Annotated in this window: 22 protein-coding genes and 5 pseudogenes; 16 read left to right on the forward strand and 11 right to left on the reverse strand. The window is 68.7% G+C overall.

What is annotated here, in order from left to right; all coding sequences use genetic code 11:
* Window positions 1-177: 177 nt before the first annotated feature.
* Together ACZ3IC_RS19820 and ACZ3IC_RS19825 are read right to left on the reverse strand one after the other, a co-directional pair.
* Window positions 178-306: pseudogene (locus tag ACZ3IC_RS19820) on the reverse strand (LysE family translocator); the annotation flags it as partial.
* Window positions 307-394: 88 nt separating this feature from the next.
* Window positions 395-826 (reverse strand): ATP-binding protein, encoded by a 432-nt coding sequence (locus tag ACZ3IC_RS19825; protein WP_467417785.1) that lies wholly within the window; start codon window positions 824-826, stop codon window positions 395-397.
* 203 nt (window positions 827-1,029) lie between these two features.
* On the opposite strand from ACZ3IC_RS19825, the gene ACZ3IC_RS19830 reads away from it, so the two are divergent.
* Both ACZ3IC_RS19830 and ACZ3IC_RS19835 read left to right on the forward strand, forming a co-directional pair.
* A complete protein-coding gene (locus ACZ3IC_RS19830; RefSeq protein WP_467417786.1) occupies window positions 1,030-1,890 on the forward strand; it encodes a helix-turn-helix domain-containing protein in 861 nt (286 codons plus the stop codon).
* Between the two features lie 25 nt (window positions 1,891-1,915).
* A complete protein-coding gene (locus ACZ3IC_RS19835) occupies window positions 1,916-2,122 on the forward strand; it encodes a DUF397 domain-containing protein (RefSeq protein WP_467417788.1) in 207 nt (68 codons plus the stop codon).
* Here the strand turns inward: ACZ3IC_RS19835 and ACZ3IC_RS19840 are convergent.
* Complete coding sequence (locus ACZ3IC_RS19840) at window positions 2,115-3,257, reverse strand: 8-amino-7-oxononanoate synthase (protein WP_467417789.1); 1,143 nt, start codon at window positions 3,255-3,257, stop codon at window positions 2,115-2,117. The two genes, ACZ3IC_RS19835 and ACZ3IC_RS19840, sit on opposite strands and share 8 nt — an antisense overlap.
* A 142-nt stretch (window positions 3,258-3,399) precedes the next feature.
* Between ACZ3IC_RS19840 and bioB the strand changes: the two genes are divergently transcribed.
* The 4 genes from bioB to ACZ3IC_RS19860 all read left to right on the forward strand — a co-directional run bounded on the left by bioB (window position 3,400) and on the right by ACZ3IC_RS19860 (window position 7,636).
* Window positions 3,400-4,695: a biotin synthase BioB gene (gene bioB, locus ACZ3IC_RS19845; RefSeq protein WP_467417790.1), complete on the forward strand. Its 1,296-nt coding sequence runs from the start codon at window positions 3,400-3,402 to the stop codon at window positions 4,693-4,695.
* Window positions 4,688-5,992, forward strand: a complete 1,305-nt coding sequence (locus ACZ3IC_RS19850; RefSeq protein ID WP_467417791.1) for an adenosylmethionine--8-amino-7-oxononanoate transaminase — start codon at window positions 4,688-4,690, stop codon at window positions 5,990-5,992. The genes bioB and ACZ3IC_RS19850 overlap by 8 nt, the downstream gene beginning before the upstream one ends.
* A 1-nt stretch (window position 5,993) precedes the next feature.
* Window positions 5,994-6,683, forward strand: coding sequence for a dethiobiotin synthase (bioD, locus tag ACZ3IC_RS19855; RefSeq protein ID WP_467417793.1), 690 nt, complete (start codon window positions 5,994-5,996; stop codon window positions 6,681-6,683).
* A 275-nt stretch (window positions 6,684-6,958) separates the two neighbouring features.
* Window positions 6,959-7,636, forward strand: a complete 678-nt coding sequence (locus tag ACZ3IC_RS19860) for a class I SAM-dependent methyltransferase (RefSeq protein WP_467417794.1) — start codon at window positions 6,959-6,961, stop codon at window positions 7,634-7,636.
* 30 nt (window positions 7,637-7,666) lie between these two features.
* Here ACZ3IC_RS19860 and ACZ3IC_RS19865 read toward each other — a convergent pair whose 3' ends face one another.
* Window positions 7,667-8,038, reverse strand: a complete 372-nt coding sequence (locus ACZ3IC_RS19865) for a fic family toxin-antitoxin system, toxin component (RefSeq protein ID WP_467417795.1) — start codon at window positions 8,036-8,038, stop codon at window positions 7,667-7,669.
* The gene (locus ACZ3IC_RS19870) at window positions 8,035-8,262 is read right to left on the reverse strand and encodes an antitoxin (RefSeq protein ID WP_351077676.1); all 228 of its coding nucleotides are present in this window, start codon (window positions 8,260-8,262) and stop codon (window positions 8,035-8,037) included. Before ACZ3IC_RS19870 ends, ACZ3IC_RS19865 begins: the two co-directional genes overlap by 4 nt.
* A gap of 79 nt (window positions 8,263-8,341) precedes the next feature.
* Here ACZ3IC_RS19870 and ACZ3IC_RS19875 point away from each other — a divergent pair.
* The 4 genes and pseudogenes from ACZ3IC_RS19875 to ACZ3IC_RS19890 form a co-directional block, all read left to right on the forward strand.
* Window positions 8,342-8,557 (forward strand): annotated as a pseudogene (locus ACZ3IC_RS19875) (GNAT family N-acetyltransferase); the annotation flags it as partial.
* Window positions 8,558-8,731: 174 nt separating this feature from the next.
* On the forward strand, window positions 8,732-10,066 hold the full coding sequence (locus ACZ3IC_RS19880; protein WP_467417796.1) for a hemolysin family protein: 1,335 nt from the start codon (window positions 8,732-8,734) through the stop codon (window positions 10,064-10,066).
* Window positions 10,063-11,082, forward strand: a complete 1,020-nt coding sequence (locus ACZ3IC_RS19885; protein ID WP_467417798.1) for a hemolysin family protein — start codon at window positions 10,063-10,065, stop codon at window positions 11,080-11,082. Before ACZ3IC_RS19880 ends, ACZ3IC_RS19885 begins: the two co-directional genes overlap by 4 nt.
* A 581-nt stretch (window positions 11,083-11,663) precedes the next feature.
* Window positions 11,664-12,512: an SGNH/GDSL hydrolase family protein gene (locus ACZ3IC_RS19890; protein WP_467417799.1), complete on the forward strand. Its 849-nt coding sequence runs from the start codon at window positions 11,664-11,666 to the stop codon at window positions 12,510-12,512.
* Between the two features lie 118 nt (window positions 12,513-12,630).
* On the opposite strand, the gene ACZ3IC_RS19895 is transcribed toward ACZ3IC_RS19890, so the two are convergent.
* Window positions 12,631-12,963 carry a hypothetical protein gene (locus ACZ3IC_RS19895; RefSeq protein WP_467417800.1) on the reverse strand — a complete coding sequence of 111 codons (333 nt, stop codon included), beginning with the start codon at window positions 12,961-12,963 and terminating at the stop codon, window positions 12,631-12,633.
* Between the two features lie 137 nt (window positions 12,964-13,100).
* Here ACZ3IC_RS19895 and ACZ3IC_RS19900 point away from each other — a divergent pair.
* A pseudogene (locus ACZ3IC_RS19900) lies at window positions 13,101-13,349 on the forward strand (dTDP-4-dehydrorhamnose reductase); the annotation flags it as partial.
* A gap of 288 nt (window positions 13,350-13,637) precedes the next feature.
* Here the strand turns inward: ACZ3IC_RS19900 and ACZ3IC_RS19905 are convergent.
* Window positions 13,638-14,516 carry a hypothetical protein gene (locus ACZ3IC_RS19905; protein WP_467417930.1) on the reverse strand — a complete coding sequence of 293 codons (879 nt, stop codon included), beginning with the start codon at window positions 14,514-14,516 and terminating at the stop codon, window positions 13,638-13,640.
* A gap of 131 nt (window positions 14,517-14,647) precedes the next feature.
* Window positions 14,648-15,737, reverse strand: a pseudogene (locus ACZ3IC_RS19910) (RNA-guided endonuclease InsQ/TnpB family protein); the annotation flags it as partial.
* Between the two features lie 353 nt (window positions 15,738-16,090).
* On the opposite strand from ACZ3IC_RS19910, the gene ACZ3IC_RS19915 reads away from it, so the two are divergent.
* Window positions 16,091-16,888 (forward strand): phytanoyl-CoA dioxygenase family protein, encoded by a 798-nt coding sequence (locus ACZ3IC_RS19915; RefSeq protein WP_467417802.1) that lies wholly within the window; start codon window positions 16,091-16,093, stop codon window positions 16,886-16,888.
* A gap of 32 nt (window positions 16,889-16,920) precedes the next feature.
* A pseudogene (locus ACZ3IC_RS19920) lies at window positions 16,921-17,358 on the forward strand (DUF6309 family protein); the annotation flags it as partial.
* A 39-nt stretch (window positions 17,359-17,397) separates the two neighbouring features.
* On the opposite strand, the gene ACZ3IC_RS19925 reads toward ACZ3IC_RS19920, so the two are convergent.
* The gene (locus ACZ3IC_RS19925; protein WP_467417804.1) at window positions 17,398-18,147 is read right to left on the reverse strand and encodes an SDR family oxidoreductase; all 750 of its coding nucleotides are present in this window, start codon (window positions 18,145-18,147) and stop codon (window positions 17,398-17,400) included.
* A gap of 90 nt (window positions 18,148-18,237) precedes the next feature.
* Between ACZ3IC_RS19925 and ACZ3IC_RS19930 the strand changes: the two genes are divergently transcribed.
* The 3 genes from ACZ3IC_RS19930 (at window position 18,238) to mug (ending at window position 21,984) form a co-directional block, all read left to right on the forward strand.
* Window positions 18,238-19,572 (forward strand): aspartate aminotransferase family protein, encoded by a 1,335-nt coding sequence (locus ACZ3IC_RS19930; protein WP_467417805.1) that lies wholly within the window; start codon window positions 18,238-18,240, stop codon window positions 19,570-19,572.
* Window positions 19,573-19,958: 386 nt separating this feature from the next.
* On the forward strand, window positions 19,959-21,401 hold the full coding sequence (purB, locus tag ACZ3IC_RS19935) for an adenylosuccinate lyase (protein WP_467417807.1): 1,443 nt from the start codon (window positions 19,959-19,961) through the stop codon (window positions 21,399-21,401).
* A gap of 19 nt (window positions 21,402-21,420) precedes the next feature.
* Window positions 21,421-21,984, forward strand: a complete 564-nt coding sequence (gene mug / locus ACZ3IC_RS19940; protein ID WP_467417808.1) for a G/U mismatch-specific DNA glycosylase — start codon at window positions 21,421-21,423, stop codon at window positions 21,982-21,984.
* A 270-nt stretch (window positions 21,985-22,254) separates the two neighbouring features.
* Here the strand turns inward: mug and ACZ3IC_RS19945 are convergent, their stop codons facing one another.
* Both ACZ3IC_RS19945 and ACZ3IC_RS19950 read right to left on the reverse strand, forming a co-directional pair.
* Window positions 22,255-22,692 (reverse strand): hypothetical protein, encoded by a 438-nt coding sequence (locus ACZ3IC_RS19945; RefSeq protein ID WP_467417809.1) that lies wholly within the window; start codon window positions 22,690-22,692, stop codon window positions 22,255-22,257.
* A 107-nt stretch (window positions 22,693-22,799) separates the two neighbouring features.
* Window positions 22,800-23,537 (reverse strand): ABC transporter permease, encoded by a 738-nt coding sequence (locus ACZ3IC_RS19950; protein ID WP_467417811.1) that lies wholly within the window; start codon window positions 23,535-23,537, stop codon window positions 22,800-22,802.

Here is a 23,537-nt window from a genome sequence, read left to right on the forward strand (position 1 = left end):
TGTCCGGCGGATCAGGGGCGCGGTCCCGGCCGTGCCGTGATCCGCCGGGCAGTCCCCTGGGCCCCGCTGCCCGGCCGCCGGAGGCGCTTGACTCCACCGTCCGGCCGCCGGACAGGCGCTGGACTCCACGCTCGGCCGCCGGACAAGCGCTGGTCTCCGCCACTGATCCGCTCGTTCTCAGCGCAGCAGGGGGCCGAACACCAGTACCAGCCTTAACGCGGTGAGCGCCGCGCCGCTGCCACCCTCGATGGTGCGGGCGGTACGCGGCCGGCGCAGCCACCCGCCCAGCCCGTCCACCAGGAGCGCGGCCGGGCGGCGAGGGCGGGTGATCGTGCGCTCGAGAGAGCAGAGACGGGCGGATTGAGAGAGGGAAGCGGACGGATCGGGAGGTCCGTCAGCTCTGTACGGGGATGCTCCACGGGAGCGCGATCCAGACCGTCTTGCCGCCGTCGGCGGTGGGGGTGACGGTGAGCCGGCCCCCGCACTCCTTGGTCAGGCCACGGATGATCACCATGCCGCGCCCGTTGTCCTGCTGAACGGCGGCGGGCAGCCGCCGGGGCCAGCGCGGGTGACTGTCCGTCACCCCCAGATGCAGCTGCTCCTCCCGCTCCAGTCTCAGGTCCACGGTGAAGGTGGGTGACTGTCCGAACGTGTGCTGGACGGCGTTGGTCGTCAGCTCCGAGACGATGAGCTGGATTCCGTCAGCGAACTCCGTGTCGGTGACCAGGCCCCATTCGGTGAGCACTCCGGCCACATATCTCCGGGCCACCGAGACCGAGACCGGCTCGCTCGGCAGAGTGACACTTGCTTCTTGATGGTCTGCCATGGCGAGCCGTCCCTTTCCCACCCGGACCGACCCGCGATCGGCCCGGTTGCGCTTCGCGCCAGATTGCCACTGATGCTGCCCTCTGTGATGGCGATCCACCAAGATATGCATATATCTGTCGCTCAATGCGGTGAACCCTGCCCCGCAGGACCGTCAGTGGGCGTCACACTGTCCGCTCGGCAGAAAAGGGAGGGAGGCCGCAGATGCAGCACGGCCCCGCGGTACGACGCCGCAAGCTCGGGGAGGAGCTCCGGAGTCTGCGCCATGCGTCGGGACTGACCAGTCGGGACGCCGCGCGGATGCTCGGCTGGCACCAGTCGAAGGTGAGCCGGATCGAGACCGGTGTCAGTGGGGTGCGGCCGGTCGATGTGGCCCGGCTGCTGGACGCGTACGGCGTGGACGACGCTCAGCTGCGGACGCTCCTGGGGACCCTGGCGGGTTCGGCGGGCGGTGGCGGCACCGGGTGGTGGCATGCCTATCGCGGACTGATCCCGCCCCAGTACCGCGACTTCATCAGTCTGGAGTCCCAGGCGCGGACCGCACGCACCCTGGAGACCTCGGTGGTACCGGGGCTCCTTCAGACGGCCGACTACGCACGCGCGGTGACCCGGGCATCGCTGGACGGGTTACCCGCCGGCCAGCTGGACTCGCTGGTGGAGGTGCGGCTCTCCCGGCAGGGTGTGCTGCGGACCGATCCGCCGCTGCGACTGAGCGCGGTCCTCGACGAGGCGGTGCTGCGGCGCGAGGTCGGCGGGCGCCGAGTGATGAGAAACCAGCTGCGCCACCTGGCCCGTGTGGCTCAACTTCCCCACGTACAGATTCAGTTGCTTCCGTTCTCGGTCGGCGGCTATGCCGGCCTCACCGGACCTTTCGTTATCTTCTCATTTCCGAACACTTCTGATCTGGACGTGGTAGTTCTCGACCATTTGACGAGTAGCCTCTATCTGGAGCGGAAAGAAGACCTTGAGGCGTACAGCTCGGCCTTCCGCACGATGCAGTCACACGCGCTGTCGCCGCAGCACTCGTTGGACCTCATCGCCGCGATCGACCGCGACGGTCAGTGACTCCGGACCGCCCGAGGGGGGCGTCATGTCGGATTGCCTCGCACAGCACGAGCTACGGTGGCGGCGCAGCAGCCGCAGCACGGGTATGAACAACTGCGTGGAGGCCGCACCGTTCGATGATGGACGGCTGGCCGTGCGGGACTCCAAGGACGTGTCCAGGCCACCGCTGCGGTTCTCCGCGGCGGCCTGGACATCCTTCGTCTCCGGCCTGCACCGGGGTTCGGTCAGCTGACGGGAGCGGTTCGCCGCACGATCGCCACGGCGGTGGCGATCTGCTCCTGGGTCAGATCGGCTCGCGCGGTCAGTCGCAGCCGGGAGATGCCGTCCGGCACCGACGGCGGTCGGAAGCACCCCACCGCGATTCCCGCGGTGCGGCAGTCGGCCGCCCAGCGCACCGCCGCTTCCGCCGAGGGGGCCCGCACCGAGACCACGGCGGCGTCCGGGCGTACGGCGGTCAGACCGGCGGCGGTCAGCCGCTCGTACAGGGCGGTGGCGACCGCACGGGCCCGGCCGGCGCGCTCCGGCTCGCGGCGGAGCAGCCGCAGGCTGCCCAGGGCCGCGCCCGCCGCGGCCGGTGCGAGGCCCGTGTCGAAGATGAATGTACGGGCCGTGTTGACCAGGTGCTCGATGACCCGGGCCGGACCGAGGACCGCTCCGCCCTGGCTGCCCAGGGACTTGGAGAGGGTGAGCGTGGTGACGATTCCCTCGCCGCCCGCGAGACCGGCGGCGGCGAGGGCGCCCCGGCCGCCTTCCCCCAGCACGCCCAGCCCGTGCGCGTCATCGACGAGCAGCGCGGCGCCCTCCGCCCGGCAGGCACGGGCCAGTTTTGCCAGCGGCGCGGCGTCACCGTCGACCGAGAAGACCGAGTCGGTGACCGTCAGCGCGCGCCCCTCGTGTGTCTGCAGGGCCTTGCGCACGGCATCGGGATCGGCATGCGGCACGACAACGGTCTCGGCCCGGGAGAGTCGGCAACCGTCCACGATCGAGGCGTGGTTGCCCGCGTCGGAGACGATCAGCGAGCCGCGGTCGGTGAGGGCGGTGAGGGCAGCGAGATTGGCCGCGTAGCCCGACGACAACACCAGAGCCGCCTCGAAACCACAGAATTCGGCCAGCGCGCATTCGAGTTCGGTGTGCAGCGCGGTGGAGCCGGTGACGAGTCGCGATCCGGTCGCACCCCCACCCCACCGGCGGGCGGCCTCGGCCGCGGCAGCGGTGGTCTCGGGGTGCCGGGTCAGGCCCAGATAGTCGTTGCTCGCAAGGTCCAGAAGTTCCGGTTCGACAGGCCGGGGGCGGAGCGTGCGGACAAGTCCGGCGTCGGCGCGGCGGCGCGCCTCGTCGTCGATCCAGTCGAACGGAGCGAAGGGCATGAGTGGTCCCTTTTGTAGGCAGCTCACAGAGCCTAACCGGGGGCGCAGCAGGTCATGGTGTGGCAATACACACACCCTCGACGGGCCCTGTTGTCCGGTTCCTCCTTGGCTGCGGGCCGTGCCGTAGGTCAGGATCAACACCATGGACCTCCTGAACACGCTGGTGGACAAGGGGCTGCGGCGCGAGCTGCCGACCCGCGAAGAAGCGCTCGCCGTACTGGCGACCTCGGACGACGATCTGCTCGAAGTGGTGGCCGCGGCCGGAAAGGTGCGCCGTCAGTGGTTCGGGCGGCGCGTAAAGCTGAACTATCTGGTCAATCTCAAGTCCGGGCTCTGCCCCGAGGACTGCTCGTACTGTTCGCAGCGGCTCGGCTCGAAGGCCGAGATCCTCAAGTACACCTGGCTGAAACCGGACGAGGCGTCGAAGGCAGCCGCCGCCGGGGTGGCGGGTGGCGCCAAGCGGGTGTGTCTCGTGGCGAGCGGCCGCGGTCCGACCGACCGTGATGTCGACCGGGTGTCGCAGACCATCGAGGCGATCAAGGAGCGACACGAGGGCGTCGAGGTGTGTGCCTGCCTCGGCCTGCTCTCCGACGGACAGGCCGATCGGCTGCGTTCGGCGGGCGCCGACGCGTACAACCACAACCTCAACACGTCCGAGGGGACGTACGGGGACATCACCACCACCCACACCTATGCGGACCGGGTGCAGACCGTGCGGCAGGCGCAGGTCGCCGGGCTCTCGGCGTGCTCCGGGCTGATCGCCGGGATGGGCGAGAGCGACGCCGATCTGGTCGATGTCGTCTTCTCGCTGCGTGAGCTGGATCCGGACTCGGTGCCGGTGAACTTCCTGATCCCGTTCGAGGGGACCCCGCTGGCCAAGGAGTGGAACCTCACCCCGCAGCGGTGTCTGCGCATTCTGGCGATGGTCCGGTTCGTCTGCCCGGATGTGGAGGTGCGGCTCGCGGGTGGGCGCGAGGTGCATCTGCGCTCGATGCAACCGCTCGCCCTGCACCTGGTCAACTCGATCTTCCTGGGCGACTACCTCACCAGTGAGGGACAGGCGGGGCAGGCGGATCTGGACATGATCGCGGATGCCGGTTTCGAGGTGGAGGGAGCGGAGACGACGACGCTGCCCACACACCGTGCTCAGGCGGGTGGCGGCTGCGGTTCGCACGACGGCGGGTGCGCGCCCTGCGGCGACGCGCCCGCGGAAGCCGCTCGGGCGGCGACTGCCGAGACGACGACGCTGCCCGCACACCATACTCGGGCGGGTGGCGGCTGCGGTTCGCACGACGGCGGGTGCGCGCCCTGCGGCGACGCGCCCGCGGAAGCCGCTCGGGCGGCGACTGCCGAGATCTCCGAGGCACCGGCTGCACGCACGGATCTGGTGGCGGTCCGCCGTCGCGGCGCGGGCACGGATCTCGCCCCCAATGCCTGAGGCCCTCTCCCCGGCCGAGCTGCGGTTTCTGGACCGGGCTCACGTCTGGCACCCGTACGGCCCGATGCCGGGACGCCAGGAGCCGCTGGTCGTGGAATCCGCGTCCGGGGTGCGGCTCCGGCTCGCCGAACCTGCCCACGGACAGCACGAGTTGATCGACGGCATGTCGTCGTGGTGGTCGGCGGTGCACGGCTACAACCACCCGGTGCTCAACGAGGCGGCTCGCGGTCAGCTGGACCGGATGAGTCATGTGATGTTCGGCGGGCTCACCCATGAGCCCGCCGTGCGGCTGGCCACTCGGCTCGTCGAGATCACCCCGGAGCCTCTGCGCCACGTCTTCCTGGCCGACTCGGGGTCGGTGTCGGTCGAGGTCGCGGTGAAGATGTGTCTGCAGTACTGGCGCTCGGCCGGGCGGCCCGCCAAGCAGCGGCTGCTGACCTGGCGCGGCGGATATCACGGGGACACCTGGCAGCCGATGTCGGTGTGCGACCCCGAGGGTGGCATGCACGAGCTGTGGTCGGGCGTACTGCCCCGGCAGATCTTCGCCGACGAGCCCCCGGCCGGCTTCGACGCGGAGCCGGATGCCGCCTACGTGCGTCATCTGTGGGAACTGATCGCGGAGCACGCCGACCGGCTGGCCGCGGTGATCGTGGAGCCGGTGGTGCAGGGCGCGGGTGGAATGCGATTCCACTCCCCCGCCTATCTGAGGGTGCTGCGCGAGGCGTGCGATGCGCATGACGTGCTGCTGGTGTTCGACGAGATCGCCACGGGTTTCGGCCGTACGGGAAAGCTGTTCGCCGCCGGGCACACGGGGGTCTCGCCCGATGTCATGTGCGTGGGCAAGGCACTGACCGGTGGCTATCTGACGATGGCGGCGACACTGTGCACGTCACGGGTGGCGGAGGTCATCTCGCGCGGCAAAGTGCCGGTGCTGGCACACGGACCGACGTTCATGGGCAATCCGCTCGCCTCGGCGGTGGCGTGCGCCTCCATCGACCTGCTGCTCGGCCAGGACTGGGAGCAGGAGGTCGAGCGGATCGGTACGGGGTTGCGGGACGGCCTCGTCCCGGCAGCGGAGCTGCCCGGGGTGCGGGAAGTGCGGGTGCTGGGAGCGATCGGCGTCGTACAGCTCGATCACGAGGTGGACATGGAGGCCGCGACCCGGGCGGCGGTCCGGGAGGGCGTGTGGCTGCGGCCGTTCCGCGACCTCGTCTACACGATGCCGCCGTATGTGACCGGTGACGAGGATGTGGCGCGGATCTGCCGCGCCGTGTGCGCGGCAGCGCAGGAGGGCTGAGATGACGGTTCTGGTGGTGACGGGTACGGGCACGGAGATCGGCAAGACGATCGTGACCGCGGCCGTGGCGGCGGCATGCCGAGATCGCAGCGTCGCGGTGCTCAAGCCCGCGCAGACGGGGCTGGCTCCCGGCGATCTGGGGGATGCCGCCGAGGTGGTACGGCTGGCGGGCGGCCATGTGACCGCGGTCGAACTGGCTCGCTTCCCTGAGCCGTTGGCGCCTGCCACGGCCGCCCGCAGGGCCGGTCTCCCGCCGGTACGACCGTACGAGATCGCCGAGGCGGCCGAGAAGCTGGCGACCGAACACGATCTGGTGCTGGTCGAGGGCGCGGGCGGACTGCTCGTACGGTACGACGACGAAGGCGCGACCCTCGCCGACGCGGCCCGGCTGCTGGCTGCACCCGTGCTGGTCGTGGCACCGGCCGGACTGGGCACGCTCAATTCCACCGCCCTGACCTCGGAGGCCCTGCGGGCCCGGGGGCTGGAGTGCCTCGGTGTGGTGGTGGGCAGCATGCCCGCCGAGCCGGACCTCGCGGCGCGCTGCAATCTGGAGGACCTTCCGGTGGCGGCGGGTGCCCCGCTGCTGGGTGCGGTGCCGACCGGTGCGGGGGCGCTGGCGCCCGCTGACTTCCGTGCGCGGGCCGGGAGTTGGCTGGCGGCGGAGCTGGGCGGGAATCGGCTGGCCGAATGAGCGGCTGAGCGGCGCGGGGCGGGGCGGGGGAGAATCGAATTGGATCGACCGGCAAATGGGGGGTGGAAGAAGGAGCAGTGCTGGGTGCGTGCAGCTGCAAGGCGGAGGAGGGAGGCAACGCGAAGGGGGTCCCCCATGCCTTTAAGGCTATGGGGGAGTTGTTGACTGACGACAACGCCGCAGATGCGCGTGCCCAGCACCGCGACGCCGCCTCCCATGTGCCGGTCGGTCTTAGCCGTGTTTTCTGGTCGAGAGTCCGGTCGAGGAGGTCCCTCATGCGTCTGCGCAGCACGAAAATCCCGGAGGACGCGGTGCACCACCCCGTCTTCGCCCGGATCTACGCCCGGATGAGCGTGGCCGCGGAGACCGGGGCGGGGCTGGCCGCGGTGCGCTCGGAGCTGTTGGCCGGTCTGTCCGGCCGGGTCATCGAGATAGGTGCGGGCAACGGCCTGAACTTCGCGCACTACCCTCCCGCGGTGTCGGAGGTGGTGGCCATCGAACCCGAGCGCAGCCTGCGGCAGTTGGCGGTGCGCTCGGCACTGTGTGCCGGAATTCCGGTGGACGTGGTGCCGGGTACGGCGGAGGCCCTGCCGGTGAAGAGCGAGGCGTTCGACGGGGCCGTCACGTCACTGGTGCTGTGCACCGTACGGAATGTGGAGCGTTCGCTCGCGGAGATCGTGCGGGTGCTGCGGCCGGGCGGTGAGCTGCGCTTCTTCGAGCATGTGCGGGCCGATGACCGGGCCATGGCGGCCACCCAGCGGGTGCTGGACCGTACGGTCTGGCCGCTGGTGGCGGGCGGGTGTCACACGGCGCGCGACACCCTGGCCGCCATCGAGAGGGCCGGTTTCACGGTGGAAACCTACCGCAGGGTCAGGATGCCGGACTGGGGAATCCGGCTACCCACGTCCGCGTGTGTACTGGGTGTGGCGCGTCGGCCGGCCGTGGTGGACTGACGCATCGGCCCACCACCGCGTACGAGAATGTCACAGACTCCACTCGCGCAGTTCGTCGGCGATGGCCCGGACGTCCGCCTTGCCCTCCTTCACCAGTCGGGCCAGGTCGCGCACCTGCTCGGGCGAGGTGATGACCTTCAGCCCGGAGGCGACGAGGTAGCCATACGCGACGGCTGAGGAGAACATCGCGTTGGAGTGTTCGAGCGCGGGGACATGGAGCAGCACCTGCAGAAGGGCGGCGGCCCTGGAGTGCGGGTCGCTATAGACGGGGCTGCCGAAGATCTCGGCCTCATGACGCGCCACCGCAGCCACGAGCGCCCCCCAGTCGACGACCTGCGGGTCGCCGGGGGTCTTGTGTTCGGCCACCATGAGCAGCCAGGAAAGGTCGATCTGGAGGTTCAACGCATGCCTTTGCGCTCCGGGCCGAACTCCTCGGCGAAAACCGACTCGTACTGCTTCATGAAGTCGGCCGCGGCTTCGACAAAGGTGTGTCCGACCTCGCCCGCATCCTGCTTCACGAGTTCCTCTATGTAGCGGTTCACGCTCATCCCCCTCTGCAGCGCGCGCTGTCGCGCGGCCTCGGCGGTCGCCTCGTCCACTCTCACGTTCAGCTGAGTCTTGGGCACCTCAACACGCTAGCGCGGGTGCGCTAGCTCCGGCAAGAGGAGCCCCACGGCGCCCCGTACACCGGTCGCCGTGACCACATGGAGGAATTCGCTCGCGGTCCATCCCGCTCAGCGGCGCCGAGGCGTTGGCAGGGAGCTGCTCGCCGCCGCGGAGGAGCGATTCGTGCAGCTGGGCGGGCGGCGCGGCGACGCTATGGCGCTCGACCACGATGAACTCGCGCAGCACGCGTGGCGCTCCGCGGGCTATGAACCCGAGCCTCAGTGGAGCCGCTGGGTGAAGCCCTTCACGGACTGAAGCGATCACTCGCAAAGATATCGACTTTGCCGATCCTTTACGATGGGTGGTCTCCTGACCGATTTTTTCCGAAAGGTGTGAGCGTCCGCCCATGGGCGAGCCTCCCAGTAGTCGACACCGCCGATACCGAGCGATCCTCCTGTCCCTGCCCGATCATGGGACGGAGGTGAACCGATGACCGAAGTGCTTCTGCTGCTGGTGGCGGTGTTGCTCTCGCTCGCCTGCGGCGCCTTCGTCGCTGCTGAGTTCTCTCTGACGACTGTGGAGCGCGGTCAGCTCGAACGGGCCGTGGAGCAGGGTGAGCGCGGCGCGGCCGGCGCCATGAAGGCCGTACGCAGCCTCACCTTCCAGCTCTCCGGCGCACAGCTCGGCATCACGGTCACCAACCTGGTGGTCGGCATGCTCTCCGAACCGTCCATCGCGAAGCTGATCCGCGGTCCGATGGAGGCCGTGGGCCTGCCCCCGAGCGTGGCGTCCTCCGTGGCCCTCATCCTGGGAACAGCGCTGTCCACCGTGTTCCTGATGGTCGTCGGCGAACTGGTACCGAAGAACTGGGCGATCTCCTCCCCGCTCACGGTGGCGAAGACCGTGGGGCCCCCACAGCGGGCGTTCACCGCCGTGTTCCGGCCGTTCATCAGCCATCTCAACAACACCGCGAACCGGATCGTGCGCCGCTTCGGCCTGGAACCGGCCGAGGAGCTGGCCTCCGCCCGCAGCCCGCAGGAGCTGGTGGCGCTGGCCCGGCACTCGGCGAAGGCGGGCGCGCTGGAGGCGGACACCGCGGAGCTGTTCGTCCGCACCCTCAACCTGGCCGAGCTGACGGCGGAGAATGTCATGACCCCGCGGGTGCAGGTCACCGCGCTGGAGGCACAGGCGACCGCCGAGGACGTCGCGAACGCCACACGGGCGACCGGCCTCTCCCGCTTCCCTGTCTACCGCGGCAGCCTCGACACCGTCGTCGGCGTGGCACACATCAAGGACGTGCTGGCCATCCCGGCCGAGCAGCGGCCCCGTACAAGCGTCTCGGAGATGCTGCGCGCTCCCCTGCTCGTACCGGAGACCCTCACCGTGGACCGCCTCCTGGACCGGCTGTCCGGCAAGCTCACCATGGCCGTCGTCATCGACGAGTACGGCGGCACGGCCGGCGTCGTGACTCTGGAGGACATCGTCGAGGAGGTGGTCGGCGAGGTGCGCGACGAGCACGACCCGCACGAGACGCCGGACCTCGCACCGGCCGGCGAGGACGCCGACGGACGGACCCTGTGGTCGGCCGACGGCGCCGCCCGCATCGACCATCTGAAGAGGATCGGACTGCGGGTGCCGGACGGACCGTACGAGACACTCGCCGGACTCGTCGCCACCGAGGTCGGCCGCATCCCCGCCGTGGGTGATTCAATCGAGCTGGCCGGCTGGCGGATCGATGTGGTGGACGCCTCCGGGCGCCGTGCCGCGCGGGCTCTGCTGCATGCGCCACTGCCCGGCGACGAGCAGACGGAGGACGCACGATGATCGCCGTCCAGCTCTTCATCGGACTGATGACCCTCGTCGTCAATGCCTTCTTCGTCGGCGCGGAGTTCGCGCTGATCTCCGTACGCCGCAGCCAGATCGAGCCCGATGCCGAGGCCGGGAACCGGCGGGCGCGCAGCGTCATCTGGGGCCTCGAACACGTATCGGCGCTGCTCGCGGCGGCGCAGCTGGGCATCACCCTCTGCACCCTGGTCCTCGGTGTCGTCGCCGAACCGGCCATAGCGCATCTGCTGGAGCCCGTCTTCGACGTGGTGGGTGTACCGCACGGACTGATCCATCCGATCTCGTTCGTGATCGCGCTGTCCGTGGCGACCTATCTGCACATGCTGCTCGGCGAAATGGTGCCGAAGAACATCGCCCTGGCCGAGCCCGTCCGGGCCGCGCTGCTGCTCGGACCGCCGCTGGTGACCCTCGCCCGGGCGCTGCGCCCAGTGATCTTCGCCATCAACGCCTTCGCCAACGCGCTGCTGAAACTCCTGCGGGTCGAGACGAAGGACGAGGTGTCCGCCACGTTCTCCGACGACGAACTGGCCCGGCTGGTGCAGGACGCCGGGGATGCCGGACTGGTCGACGACCGCGCGGCGGAACGGCTGCACCACGCCCTCGAACTGGGCCGTCGCCCGGTGCGGGATGTGGTGATGCCGGTGGAGCGGGTGATGTACGCCAGGATCGGGACGACGCCGGAGCAGTTGGAGCGGCTCTCGCACGAGACCGGTTTCTCGCGCTTCCCGGTGATGGACAGCGAGGAGCGGATCCTGGGCTACCTCCACGTGAAGGACGCTCTGGACGCCGCGCCGCGCGATGTGCCGTTCCCCGTGACGGCGATGCGGCCGATCGCCCGGGTGCGGGCCGCCACACCGCTCGACGACGTACTGACCGCACTGCGGCGCAGCCGTACACATCTGGCGGCGGTTCTCGACGAGGACGATCGCCTGGCCGGAATGGTCACGATGGAGGACGTGCTGCGCGAACTGGTGGGTCGGCCGCAGGCACGCTGATCGGTGAGCGGGGGCGGCTGGGGGCGCGGTGCGGGGCCGGCCGTGCCCCTCCCGCGGAGGAACTCTCCACCCGGCTCGGTTGGGCTGACGGCCCACGGCAATCAGCACCGCAATATGATCATTCGCCCTGGTCGTAGGGTTCCTCACCCTCACTCCCGCCCTCGACACGGCCCTCGTCCTGCGCACCTCGGCGCTCGGCCGCCACAAGCGTGCACTCGTTGTCGTCCTCGGCATCCAGAGCGGCACCCCGGTCCGGGGCGCATTCACCTCGCTCGGCGTCACGGCGCTTCTCGCGGCCTCACACGTGGGGTACGGAGTGCCGCGTACGCCGGAGTGCGTATCCGCTCTGGATGGGCGGACACCTGATCGTCGACACCTTGCACGGCCTGCACGAGGAGGCGGAGGCGCCGGGGCCTAGGCCCGCGCCCTGACTTCCCAAGGAACCGACAGCCTCACTGCCGGGTGACGGCAGGACATCCTGTCCAATCTCGGACGCAGCCGCTCCGAGCGCACTGCCACGCACCGTACCGTCCAACACCTGTCGGAAAGGCCGGACCCGACAGCGATACGATCGCATCGCCATGGAAATGAATGCCTCCTACACCAGTCTTGTCGCGGTCGGCGATTCGTTCACCGAGGGCATGTCGGACCTGCTGCCCGACGGCTCGTACCGGGGCTGGGCCGATGTCCTCGCCGGGCGGCTCGCGGTCCGCACGCCGGGATTCCGCTACGCGAACCTCGCCGTACGGGGCAAGCTGATCAGCCAGATCGTCGACGAACAGGTCGATGTGGCCGCGGCCATGCAGGCGGATGTCGTCACGCTCGTCGGCGGTCTCAACGACACGCTGCGGCCCAAGTGCGACATGGGCATGGTCCGCGGACGGCTCGAAGAGGCCGTCGAACGCCTCGCGCCCTCGTGCAGGAAGCTCGTGCTCATGCGCAGCCCCGGTCGCAACGGCACGGTGATGGAACGTTTCCGTCCGCGGATGGAGGAGCTGTTCTCCCTGGTAGACGAATTGGCGGCCCGCCACGGGGCAGCCGTCGTCGATCTGTACGGTGCTCCGACCCTGGGTGACCCCCGCCTGTGGGATGTCGACCGGCTGCATCTGACAGCAGACGGGCACCGCAGGGTGGCGGAGGCAGTCTGGCAGACGCTCGGGCTGCCGCCGGAGATCGACTGGCGGACGCCGCTCCCGACCGCCGTACCCCCGAAATGGGCGATACGACGCGTCGACGACCTCCGCTTCGCCCGTCGGCATCTGATGCCATGGATCGGCCGCCGTCTGACCGGCCGCTCGTCCGGGGACGGGCGGACAGGCGCCCAGTACAGCGCCGAACTGGGGAGGGCGTTCTGGGTCACCCCAGAGGACGCCCGCGACCCCGGACCGGTGGGGACGTGGCGCCAGGTGGACGCGCCCGAGCTCTCGTAGCAACCCACAAAACCGGACCGCGGCGCCGACCTGCACAAACCGCCAGTAGAATCTGGAAACTCTTCTACACGCGAACGGATAGACCCAGTCAAAGTGCTTTCAGTAGATCAACTACTGATCAGCTCTCACAGGTTCTCACGTAGAGCCGCACCCATCGCATCTCCAGCTCACGCATGAGCCGGTGGGCGCGCTCGCGGAGGTGCCGTGTGTTGCGCGCCCCAGGGCTTCCCGAGATGCCGCTGCAGGGCGGGACGACCGGACTGACGGCGGCCGGGTGGGCGGTGGGCGTGGTGGAAATGCCGACCCAGCCATCCAACGGATCAACGCCGTCGAGCGGCGCGACGACGTGCGGCTTCGGCTCCGGACACGGGAGATCACCGATGCCTTCACCGTGGTCCGGGCCAAAAGCCAGACTTTCCCGACCGGCATTGAGGCTTTCGTTGCCTCTCAAGCCCTCACTCGAATGGGTGAGCAAGGAAGTTCGAGTTTCCGCCACGTGTGCAAGTGCACGTCCCACATCAGTCCCCCGCCCTATGGCGCCATGACAGTCCTGATCACGGCGGCCATGGGTTGCTCGGGTCCGAGCTGATGCGCCAGGTTACGGCCGCTGGGTGGGAAGCGGCCGGGACGTTCCACTCCCACCCCGCCGGCGTCCCCAAAGTCGCATGGAACCAACTCGACCTGTGCAACCCCGAACGTGCCGAAGAGGTGCCGACCGAGGTCGCGCCGAGCGCCGCCATCAACGCCGCGAGCGGCAAGGCCGACTGGGCAGTCACCACTGAGGGCCCGATCCGCGTGGCGATGGCCGCGGCCGAGCTCGGCATCCGCCTGGTCCACGTCTCCAGCGACGCCGTGTTCTCCGGTAGGAGCGTCCGCTACAACGAGTCCGAACCGCCCCCTCTCCGGCACGGTGATGCCTACCAAAAGACAGGAAGCGCCCGACGCCCACTGGCCGCCACGAAACTCTCCGGCATGCGGCACAGGTGCCGTGATGCGAGCCCGCCGCAAGGTGGCCTCCCCCGCGTCTTTGCGAGCCGACGGGCTCTGGACGAGACCGAGGCCTGTTCGGTGCGCTGGCGTCACGAACGGCTTGTGGGATGGCGGACCGATGAGTCCTGGCGGGCGTCAGCCCTCAATCTTCCGGCAGAGAAGGGCGTCCGGCGTCCTGCCCTTGGCCCAGGCGCCGGTGAAGGCGACACCCGCCCCATACTCATCTGTGCGGCACTGGCCCTTGAAGTTGCCCAGGGCGAACTCGCCGCCCGGTTCCCCGGCAGGCCGGCTGTCTCCACGGTCGAACCAGACGGTCCGACCGCTCATCCCGAGTGCGCGGCCTGCGGGAGTGCACAGCACCGCAGACACCTCCTGCCCTCGCACGCTGTACCCGGAGACGAACTGGTCCACTCCGCACTGGTATTTGGTGTATCCACCGGCCCAGTCGCCCTGTTGGACATGGCGTTCGTCGCGCACCACGGTGGACTGTGTCCCGGCAGGGACGGTCAGGAAAATTCCGGCGTCGGTGCACAGACCTCGACCATCCCTGTGGGCCAGACCGGCGAGACGCTGGCCGTCGGGGCACACTCCCTTACGGGCTCCCGTATCCCAGTCTCCCCGGGCCCGTGTCCGGAGTAACTGGACCGCGTCTGCGTGATCGAGGTTGAGCATGTCCCACGTATCGGCGACCGCGACTGGGCCGCTCTTCTGCGCTGCGCCGACGAGGCGGCTCCAGTCGGCCGCGCGCCAGTCACTGCCGTCGAGAATCCCCGACCGGCGGCCCTGCGCGTCGTAGTTCAGGATCGACCAGGTGCCGTGTCCGGTCCATCCAACCAACGGCCAGTAGGCGAAGTCGGCGTCCCTGTCGATCAGATAGTCCACGAAGTTGCCGAACCGTGCGCGGGCCTGCGGATTCGTCTCGTCACTGCCGATACCGAACTCGCTGATCCATACCGGTGCGGTGAAGTGACGGTCGCTCTCACCAGCGACGAATAACGCCTGGCGGTCCAGCATCGCGAACAGTTCTTCGCGGGACAGCTCCTGATAGCGCGGATCGTGGGTCTCCCCGAGCCCAGTGGCACCAGTGTGGTTCGGACCCGTATACCCTTGAAGTGCTCTCCCGGCTGAAGCCGGGAGATTCCTGCTTACCTTGCGGCAGCGGGCTTGACGCGCTTCGCACGCCTGACGACTGCCCTCCCGGCAACCGGGATGAGCGCGAGGCCCATCCGGTACAAGTGCAAGACATTCCGGGCTGCGTTGTGGTCGGCATTGCCCGACCAGCCGCAGTCGGGGTTCTTGCACACGAACACGGCCTGGCTCTCCCGGTTGCCGGGCGTGGTGAAGCCGCACGCTGAGCAGCGTTGGGAAGTGCCGGGGGCGGGGACCTTGTGCAGGGTACCGCCGAGCCGGGCGGTCTTGTACGTCAGCATGGTGACCGTGCGGCCCCATGCCTCCCCGCTGATGGAGCGGTTCAGCCCGGACTTCTGGGCAACGTTCTTCCCTGGCTCCTCGATGGTTCCCCTGGCCGACTTGACCATGTTCGTGATGGTGAGTGCTTCGACCACGACGGTGCCGTATGTGCGGGCGATGGCGGTGGTCGTCTGGTGCTGCCAGTCCAGGGCCCTGCGCTTGGCTTTCGCGCGAAGTCCTGCGATCTGGTCGTAGGTGCGGTGCAGCCGGCGGCTGGTGCGCTCGCCGGGCTTGCGGTGCCGCTTGCGCTGCGCGGCGCGCCGCTCCAGGTGCAGAAGCCTGGCCTCCTCCTTGCTGGTCAGCCATTCGCCGTGCTCGTACGTCTTGCCGTCGGAGAGGGCGATGGGCACGGTGACGCCCACGTCGATGCCGGTCCGGCCCCTGGTGGGGCTCGGGCTCGACCTCCAAGGTCTGGACACGGAAGGCGATGTGCCAGCCGAGCGCGTCCTTGACCAGCCGTGCCCCGGTGATCCGGTTCTCCGCGTTGGCGTGCTTGCCCACGGGCAGGTCCTTGGTCCACCGGAACCGGAGCCTGCCCACCTTGGGAATGTTGACCATGCCCCAGCGGCGGTGCACGCGCACGATGTTCAAGTCCCGGCCCTGCGGGATGTCCACGGACATCACCGTGCGGAACCGGCCCTTGAAGTTCGGGGCGTCGGCGCGGCCGTCCCAGCAGTTCTTCCACGCCTGGAAGTACGTCTTGAGTACCGCTTGCGCGGCCTGCGCGGGAAGGACGGCCAGGAAGTCGATGTCCTTGCGGGCCTGCGAGCCGCCGTGCAGCTCCGAGCGCACCGAGAAGCAGCGCCCCTGACAGCAGTGCCGGGAACAGGATTCGTCTCACTGTGTCCTCCAGAGAAAAGGGAACAGATAGGCGGTGGCGCTGTCCGCAAGCTGCCGGTTCGACGCCTTGCACCAGGGGCACCATGACGAGATAGATCAATGGCTGCCCAGCGGCCGGTGACGTTGACCGTCGGGGATCCGGCAATGGGCACGCCGGGCGCCTCCTTTTGGCCATTTCATGGTGCCATGGGCATGACTTATACCGACCTGGGACAGGAAGACGCCGGGCACAGCGGCAATCGTGAGGCAACAGCCGAGTGAACCGGGGGTTCCAACACGTGAGAGGCACCCATGCCATCAAGGTCCTGGAGAACTTCACCGAGGACGGCTTCCTCGTACTGCCTGGATTTCTACCCGCCGCACTCGTCGAGCGTCTCATGCCTGAGGTGGACAAGTGGGTGGAGACAGGATGGCGTCAAAAGTCCATCGATGCCTGTCTGCGTCCGGAGGTCGGGCCGCCCCAAGTGGTCGAGCTGGACCTTGAGGCGCACGGTGAACTCGCGGTGTATCCACCACTGATGGACCTGCTCAGCAGCCCCGAACTGCTGGGCGAATCCTTCGCCTTCCACCACCTTCACAGTGACCGGAGACCGGCCGACGGAGCCGGCAAGAATTGGCACCACGACTACGAACAACAGCCCCAGCGCGACCGCCGCTTCCCCATGATCCACGCGTTGCATTACATAGGCGGACTCCAGCCAGAGCTGGGTGGCTTGGTGGTGCTGCCGGGCTCGCACCTGGAAGTCGCCGAGAAGGACGCCCGCAGCCACATGGGCACGGGCGTGCTGCCGGGTGAAGTGGTCATCGACGACATGCCGCCCGGGTCGACCGTAGTACTCCACTCGGCGCTCTTTCACACCCGCCGGGCCGCGTCCGCGAACCATGCGGACGGCGGCCCGCGATACGTGATCGACGGCTCCTACTGCCGCACGGGCACCCTGTGGCCGCCGGTCAAGCCGTATTGGCGACAGGTGCTGGCGGTGGCCCGGTCGCGCGGTCTGGGCGCGGGACGGCCGGAGCTCTTCGCGGAGCGGCATTTCAGCGAGTACGAAAGGGCGGAGAGGCGCAGCGTATGAGAGTTCTGGAAGCGTTACGGTTCGACGCGGTCATGGACCGCTTCACCCAAGAGCACCCCTTCGACGCATCCGACCAGGCCAATTCAAACGACGAGGCCGAGGGGCACATCCGCAACGCCGAACTGGAGATGCGCGGCCGTTGGCACCGGGTCCTGCTGGAAGGGCCGGAGGTCCGAAACGTGGTGCTGCCCTGGCACCTGGGCGAGGACGGAGAAGTGGAACTGATTCCCAGGACCGGGCTGACCGTGGCCGCGGCGGCGGACCGGCTCGCGATGCTCGACAGCTCGTACGCCCGCACCAATCCGTTGTGCGCGTTCAAACTCGCCCGTCAGAGCACAGCTGCTCACCTTGCCCCGTTCCTGAGCACACGGCCCGTTCCGGGGCGTGACTACGAGTTGCTGTCGGTCCGCGAGGGGCTGATCCACCTGGACGGGCTGCACCGCATGCTCGCCTGGGCCCGGGCAGGGCACCTGGTGCCCGGCAACCGGTTCGAAGCGTACGTGGCCGGGCTATCCCCGGCCCACGTACGGCATTGCACTGGGCATGACCAGGACGGACTGGATGTTCACTCCGAGGGGCAGGCCGGCCATGGTCCGCACCATGTCGACGACGTGCCCCACGTCCATGGTGGGTTCCACCCGCCGTGACCCGTCGGCCTGCAGGACAGCCGGCTGAGGACGGTCCTGCGGGGTGACGTTGCCGATGTCGATCTGGCCGCAGGAGATGTCGTAGTGGCGGCCGTCCAAGGAAAGCGAGCGTGTCATCCCGGCCACCGCGTGCTTGGCCGCGGTGAACGCGATGGAGTCCGGCCGGGGAACCTGAGCGGAAGGCGCCCCGTTGTTGATGATCCGTCCCCCGCGCGGTGCCTGCTGCTTCATCACCCGGAAGGCGGCGCGGGAACACAGGAAGGTTCCGGTGGCGATGGAGTCCATCACGCGGTGCCAGTCCTCGATGCCCACCTCCTCGGTCGGGGTGTACGGCATGGTGTCGGCAGCGTTGTTGAACAACACGTCCAACCGCCCGAACCGGTCCACGACGTACCCGAACAGGCTGTCCACGGCCGCGGAATCGGTGATGTCCGCGGGGAACGGGACCGCGCGGGCACGACTGGCGGCCGGGGTGAGCGCCACCGTCTCCTCCAACGGTTCCTTGCGCCGGCCCACCAGGACCACCGTCCAGCCGTCCGCCAGCAGACCCAGTGCGCACGCCCGCCCGATTCCGCTTCCCGCTCCCGTGACGACAGCCGTTCCCCCAGCCACGTCCCACCCAACCTCTCTTCAGGGAAACCCATGCGTACGAAGGGCTCTCCGAGCGTGCCCGAGCACCCCTCACCCAAACAGGAGCCGCACATGAATGGCCATATACAGGCGTTGGGCGGGTCCGACAGCAGCCGGGCCTGGTTCGACCGCGCCCAGACATCGCTGGCCGGCGGCATCAGCTCCTCCTCCCGGCTGACATCGACCGGCCCGCACCCCTATCCGCTCTACATGGCCAGCGGGTCCGGTACGCGCATCCGGGACGTCGACGGCAACGAATACCTCGACTACCTCATCTCCTACGGCAGCGCGGTGCTGGGGCATGCCCACCCGCAGCTCACCGATGCGCTCACCGCGGTCCTGCACACCGGCACGATGTTCGGCACCTGCAACACCACCGAGGTGGAACTCGCCGAGCTGATATGTGACATGGTGCCTTGTGCGGAGCTTGTCCGGTTCGCCAACTCGGGGAGCGAAGCGGTGCAGGGGGCCGTGCGCGCCGCCCGCGGGTACACCGGGCGCTCGACGATCCTCAAGTTCGAGGGCCACTATCACGGCTGGACCGACAGCCTGGCCATATCCAATCGTCCCGCCGCCTCCGAGGCCGGCCCCTACGCCACTCCACACCCCGTACCCCATTCCCCCGGCATTCCAGCGGGGGTCGTCGGCGACGTGGTCGTCTGCCCGTGGAACGATCCCGCCGCGCTCCGCGCCGTCCTGGACGCCCATCGTGGGGAATTCGCTGCCGTCATCTGCGAGCCGATCGTCGCCAACAACGCCTGCACCATGCCCGCGCCGGGATTCCTGAACCTGCTGCGTGAGGAATGCACACAACGTGGAATCCTGCTCGTCTTCGACGAAGTCTGTACCGGATTCCGCACCGGCCCCGGGGGCTCCCAGACAATGTTCGGGGTCGTTCCGGACCTCGCCATCTTCTCCAAGGCGCTGGGTGGCGGCGTCCCGATCGCCGCCTTCGCGGGGCAGCGGAACGTGATGGAACCTCTGGCACAGGGGCAGGTCAAGCACGGCGGGACCTACAACGCCTCACCACTGTGCGCGACCTCCGCACTCGTCACCCTCCAGCAGCTGAACCAGCCGGACGTCACCAAGCGGATCGACGAGAGCGGTCGGCGAATCATGGAGGCAATCCGGCGGGCCGCCCACGACCGGCACATCCCCTGCTCGGTGCAGGGCGTCGGCGCCATGTTTCAGACCGTTTTCACCGCTGATGGCGCACCGACCCGGCAGTACCGCGACCTGCTCCGCACCGACCAGGCCCGCTACAACGCCTTCCGCCATGAACTCCTCAAACGGGGAATCCACACCAACGCCTACGGCATGGCCTGCTGGTTCGTCGCCGCCACTGTCACGGAGGACGACGTGGACGCTACGTGCGAAGCCGTGGAGGACGCCTTCGCCGTCCTGTGACCCAAAGCGACGGAGCATCTCGACGAAGCAAAGCGGCCGATGTGTGTTCGCTGCCGCGATCCGCGTGCGCGATGCAACCGGGTCGCAGGCCACCCCGGCCGTGGGAGGTGCTCAGCGTCGACGACCAGGGAGGCGCGGTGGTGGTCGGCCATGGCGTAGCCGACAACCTCGCACGATCCGGCACTCGACCGGGTACTCGGTGTGGCCGGTGCGCCAAGCCGGGCAGGCGAGGCGTCCGGGCCGTGGTCAAGGGACGGCGCCGTGACGGTGCGGGACGCGCTCATCGGCCTGCCGGTGGTCCAGGAGCCTCCGACCCTCCGACCTGGACCTTATGGACTTTGCGGACGCTCACGAACCACTGAGGACGACAGGTAAACTCTGGACACGTGACTGCTGTGTCTGCGAAGCCTCGCATCCCCAATGTCCTTGCCGGCCGCTACGCCTCCACGGAGCTGGCCGTTCTCTGGTCCCCCGAGCAGAAGGTGAAGCTGGAGCGCCGACTGTGGCTGGCGGTGCTGCGCGCTCAGAAGGACCTCGGGATCGAGGTGCCGGACGCCGCCCTCACCGATTACGAACGTGTCGTCGATGAGGTCGACCTGGCCTCGATCGCCGAGCGCGAGAAGGTCACGCGCCACGACGTCAAGGCCCGCATCGAGGAGTTCAACGCCCTCGCCGGTCATGAGCAGGTCCACAAGGGCATGACCTCCCGGGACCTGACCGAGAACGTCGAACAGCTTCAGATCCGGCTGTCCCTGGAGCTGATGCGTGACCGCACAGTGGCGGTCCTGGCCCGGCTCGGCAAGCTTGCGGGCGAGTACCGCGAGCTGGTCATGGCCGGCCGCTCCCACAATGTCGCCGCGCAGGCGACCACGCTCGGCAAGCGCTTCGCGACCGCGGCGGACGAACTGCTGGTGGCCTACGGGCGGCTCGAGGACCTGCTGGGCCGCTACCCGCTGCGGGGCATCAAGGGACCTGTGGGGACGGCCCAGGACATGCTCGACCTGCTGGGCGGCGACGCCGGAAAGCTCGCCGACCTCGAGCAGCGCATCGCCGGTCACCTCGGTTTCGCTCAGGCCTTCACCTCGGTCGGCCAGGTCTACCCGCGCTCGCTCGACTACGACGTGGTGACCGCACTGGTGCAGCTGGCCGCGGCGCCCTCGTCGGTCGCGAAGACGATCCGTCTGATGGCCGGGCACGAGCTGGTGACCGAGGGCTTCAAGCCGGGTCAGGTGGGCTCGTCCGCGATGCCTCACAAGATGAACACCCGCTCCTGCGAGCGTGTCAACGGCCTGATGGTGATCTTGCGCGGCTACGCGTCGATGACCGGCGAGCTGGCGGGCGACCAGTGGAACGAGGGCGATGTCTCCTGCTCCGTGGTCCGCCGGGTGGCGCTCCCGGACGCGTTCTTCGCATTCGACGGTCTGCTGGAGACCTTCTTGACGGTGCTCGACGAGTTCGGCGCGTTCCCGGCCGTCGTCGCCCGCGAGCTGGACCGCTACCTGCCGTTCCTCGCCACGACCAAGGTCCTCATGGGTGCGGTGCGCGCCGGTGTCGGACGTGAGGTCGCCCACGAGGCGATCAAGGAGAACGCGGTCGCCTCGGCCCTGGCCATGCGCGAGCAGGGTGCCGAGCGCAACGAGCTGCTCGACAAGCTGGCCGCCGACGAGCGCCTCCCGCTGGACCGTGCTCAGCTGGACGCGCTGATGGCCGACAAGCTCTCCTTCACGGGAGCGGCGGGCGACCAGGTCACCGCGCTGATCTCCCGCATCGAGGAGATCGCGAAGCAGCACCCCGAGGCCGCCGGATACACGCCGGGCTCCATCCTCTGACAGCCGCCGCGACAGCCGGATGACACCCGAAGAGCTCCGGGCCGCCCGCGACCGCACCGTTCCCGATGTGGTCGCGGGCGGCCTGCGTGTGCTGTTCTGCGGAATCAACCCGAGCCTGATGACAGGAGCAACGGGCCACCACTTCGCCCACCCCGGCAACCGCTTCTGGCCTGTACTCCATCGGTCCGGCTTCACCCCTCGGCAATTGAAGCCGGCAGAACAGACCGAGCTGCTGCGATACGGCCTGGGCATCACCAATGTGGTCGCCCGGGCCACTGCGCGGGCGGACGAGCTGTCCGCCGAGGAGTTCCGCGAGGGTGGACAGATCCTGGCTGCCAAGGTCGAGCAGCTGCGACCACAGTGGCTGGCGATCGTGGGGGTCACTGCGTACCGCACGGCCTTCGGCAAGCGCACGGCCCGGATCGGTCCGCAGGACCACACAATCGGCGGCGCCGGGGTCTGGGCCCTGCCCAACCCCAGCGGCCTGAACGCCCACTGGACCCCTCAGACTATGGCGGAGGAGTACGGACGCCTCCGCGCCTCCGTCGAACACGACGGCATCATCACCACCGAAGGAGCCTGACAGCCGGCCGGCACCCTGCACGAGGGCTGACCTCGATGGCCGCACAGCCGCGGCTGTGGGTGCGGGTGCGCGCAGGGGTGCTGCTGTAGCCGTGACCGGCCGCAGCACGGGGGCTGAGATGGTGGCCGGTTCGTCTCCCATCGCAGAGGGCTGGCGTCGGGAACCGTCGCGGAGAGTCGGCGTAGGGACCCCTCGCGGAGGGCAAGAACCCGGGTCGGCCCCAGTTGACGGCTGACGGGTTCCGTCTCAGCGGGCAGAGGCCTGCTCATGTCACGGCGGGGCAATCTCCGTCACCACGACGCTCAGCTCACAGCCGGGTCCTTCCTCCTCCAGGTAGAGCCCCATGGAGACCCACCGGTCCTCGATCCGCCAGAGCTGGAGGTAATCGCACCCCGCAACCGACTCGGCCCACGCCTCCGGAATCTCCTCACCGGCCATCATCCGCTCCTGCACACTCCACAGACTGATCGTCTGCGGCTCGCCCCAGCGGCTGGTGAGCAGCGTCAGCAGCGCGTCATGCTCTGCGAGACACTGGGCCCGGTGTTCCAGTCGCCTTGCCTCGTCGTCGTCCCAGTGATCGGTGTCCGCGTGCAAGGACGTTGTGTGATAGCCGGGCCCGCTGACTCCCGAGCCTGACTGAATGCGCTCCGCGGGAAAGTCCCGGGTACGCATCCCGTCGATGAGGCGGAGGTGATGTGCGGTGGTCATGCCGCCAGTAAACCGCCCAGCACTGACAACCCGCTCCGCATCATTAGCTTTGAGCGTTTTTCAGCCGTCTCGCGCCGCTTGCTTGAGGACGTGGACATGGCAGCGGGCTATGCGTCCCTGCGCCGGATCGCCCACCAGCCTGCCAACAGTGCGGCCACTGCCCACGCTGCGGTCACTGCAAGCCCGCTCCATGGTCCGAGACTGCCTGCGGGGTTCTGGTGGAGCACCAACTGTCCCGCCCGATCGGGCAGATATTGCGCGGCGCCACCTGCGACGTCTCCAACCACGAACGAGACGATGAGAACGAACGGAATGAGCAGGCTGAGCACGGCCACGGCGCTGCGCAACAGTACCGTCAGTCCGGCCGCGAACAGGGCCATCAGGGCCAGATATATCCCGCCGCCGAAGGCTGCCCGCAGGGCGCCCGGCTCCCCCAGGTCAATCGCGTACTTCCCCATGACCATCTGTCCCACCAGGAAGGCGCTGAAGCTGGTAGCAAGGCCGACGACAAGAGCCGGCGCACCGACGAGAGTCATCTTGGCCGCGTAGAAGAGATTGCGGCGCGGCACGGCGGCGAGCGATATCCGCAGAGCGCCGTTGAGGTACTCGGACGAAATCGCGGTAGCCCCGAAACTGATGGCCGCGATCTGGCCGAAGTTCAGTGCATAGAAGGCGTCGAAGACCGGCTCGGCGTTCACATCGTCCGCCTCGGCCTGGCCAACGGTGGGGAATACGAGCGCGGTGATGGCGAGCGTCACGAGGAAGACTGCCAGCAAGGATCCGATGACGGACCGCACGGATCTGATTTTGATCCACTCGGAGCGCAGCACTGCTGTGGTCGACAT

It is taken from the genome of Streptomyces sp. NPDC002958, from assembly GCF_055563255.1.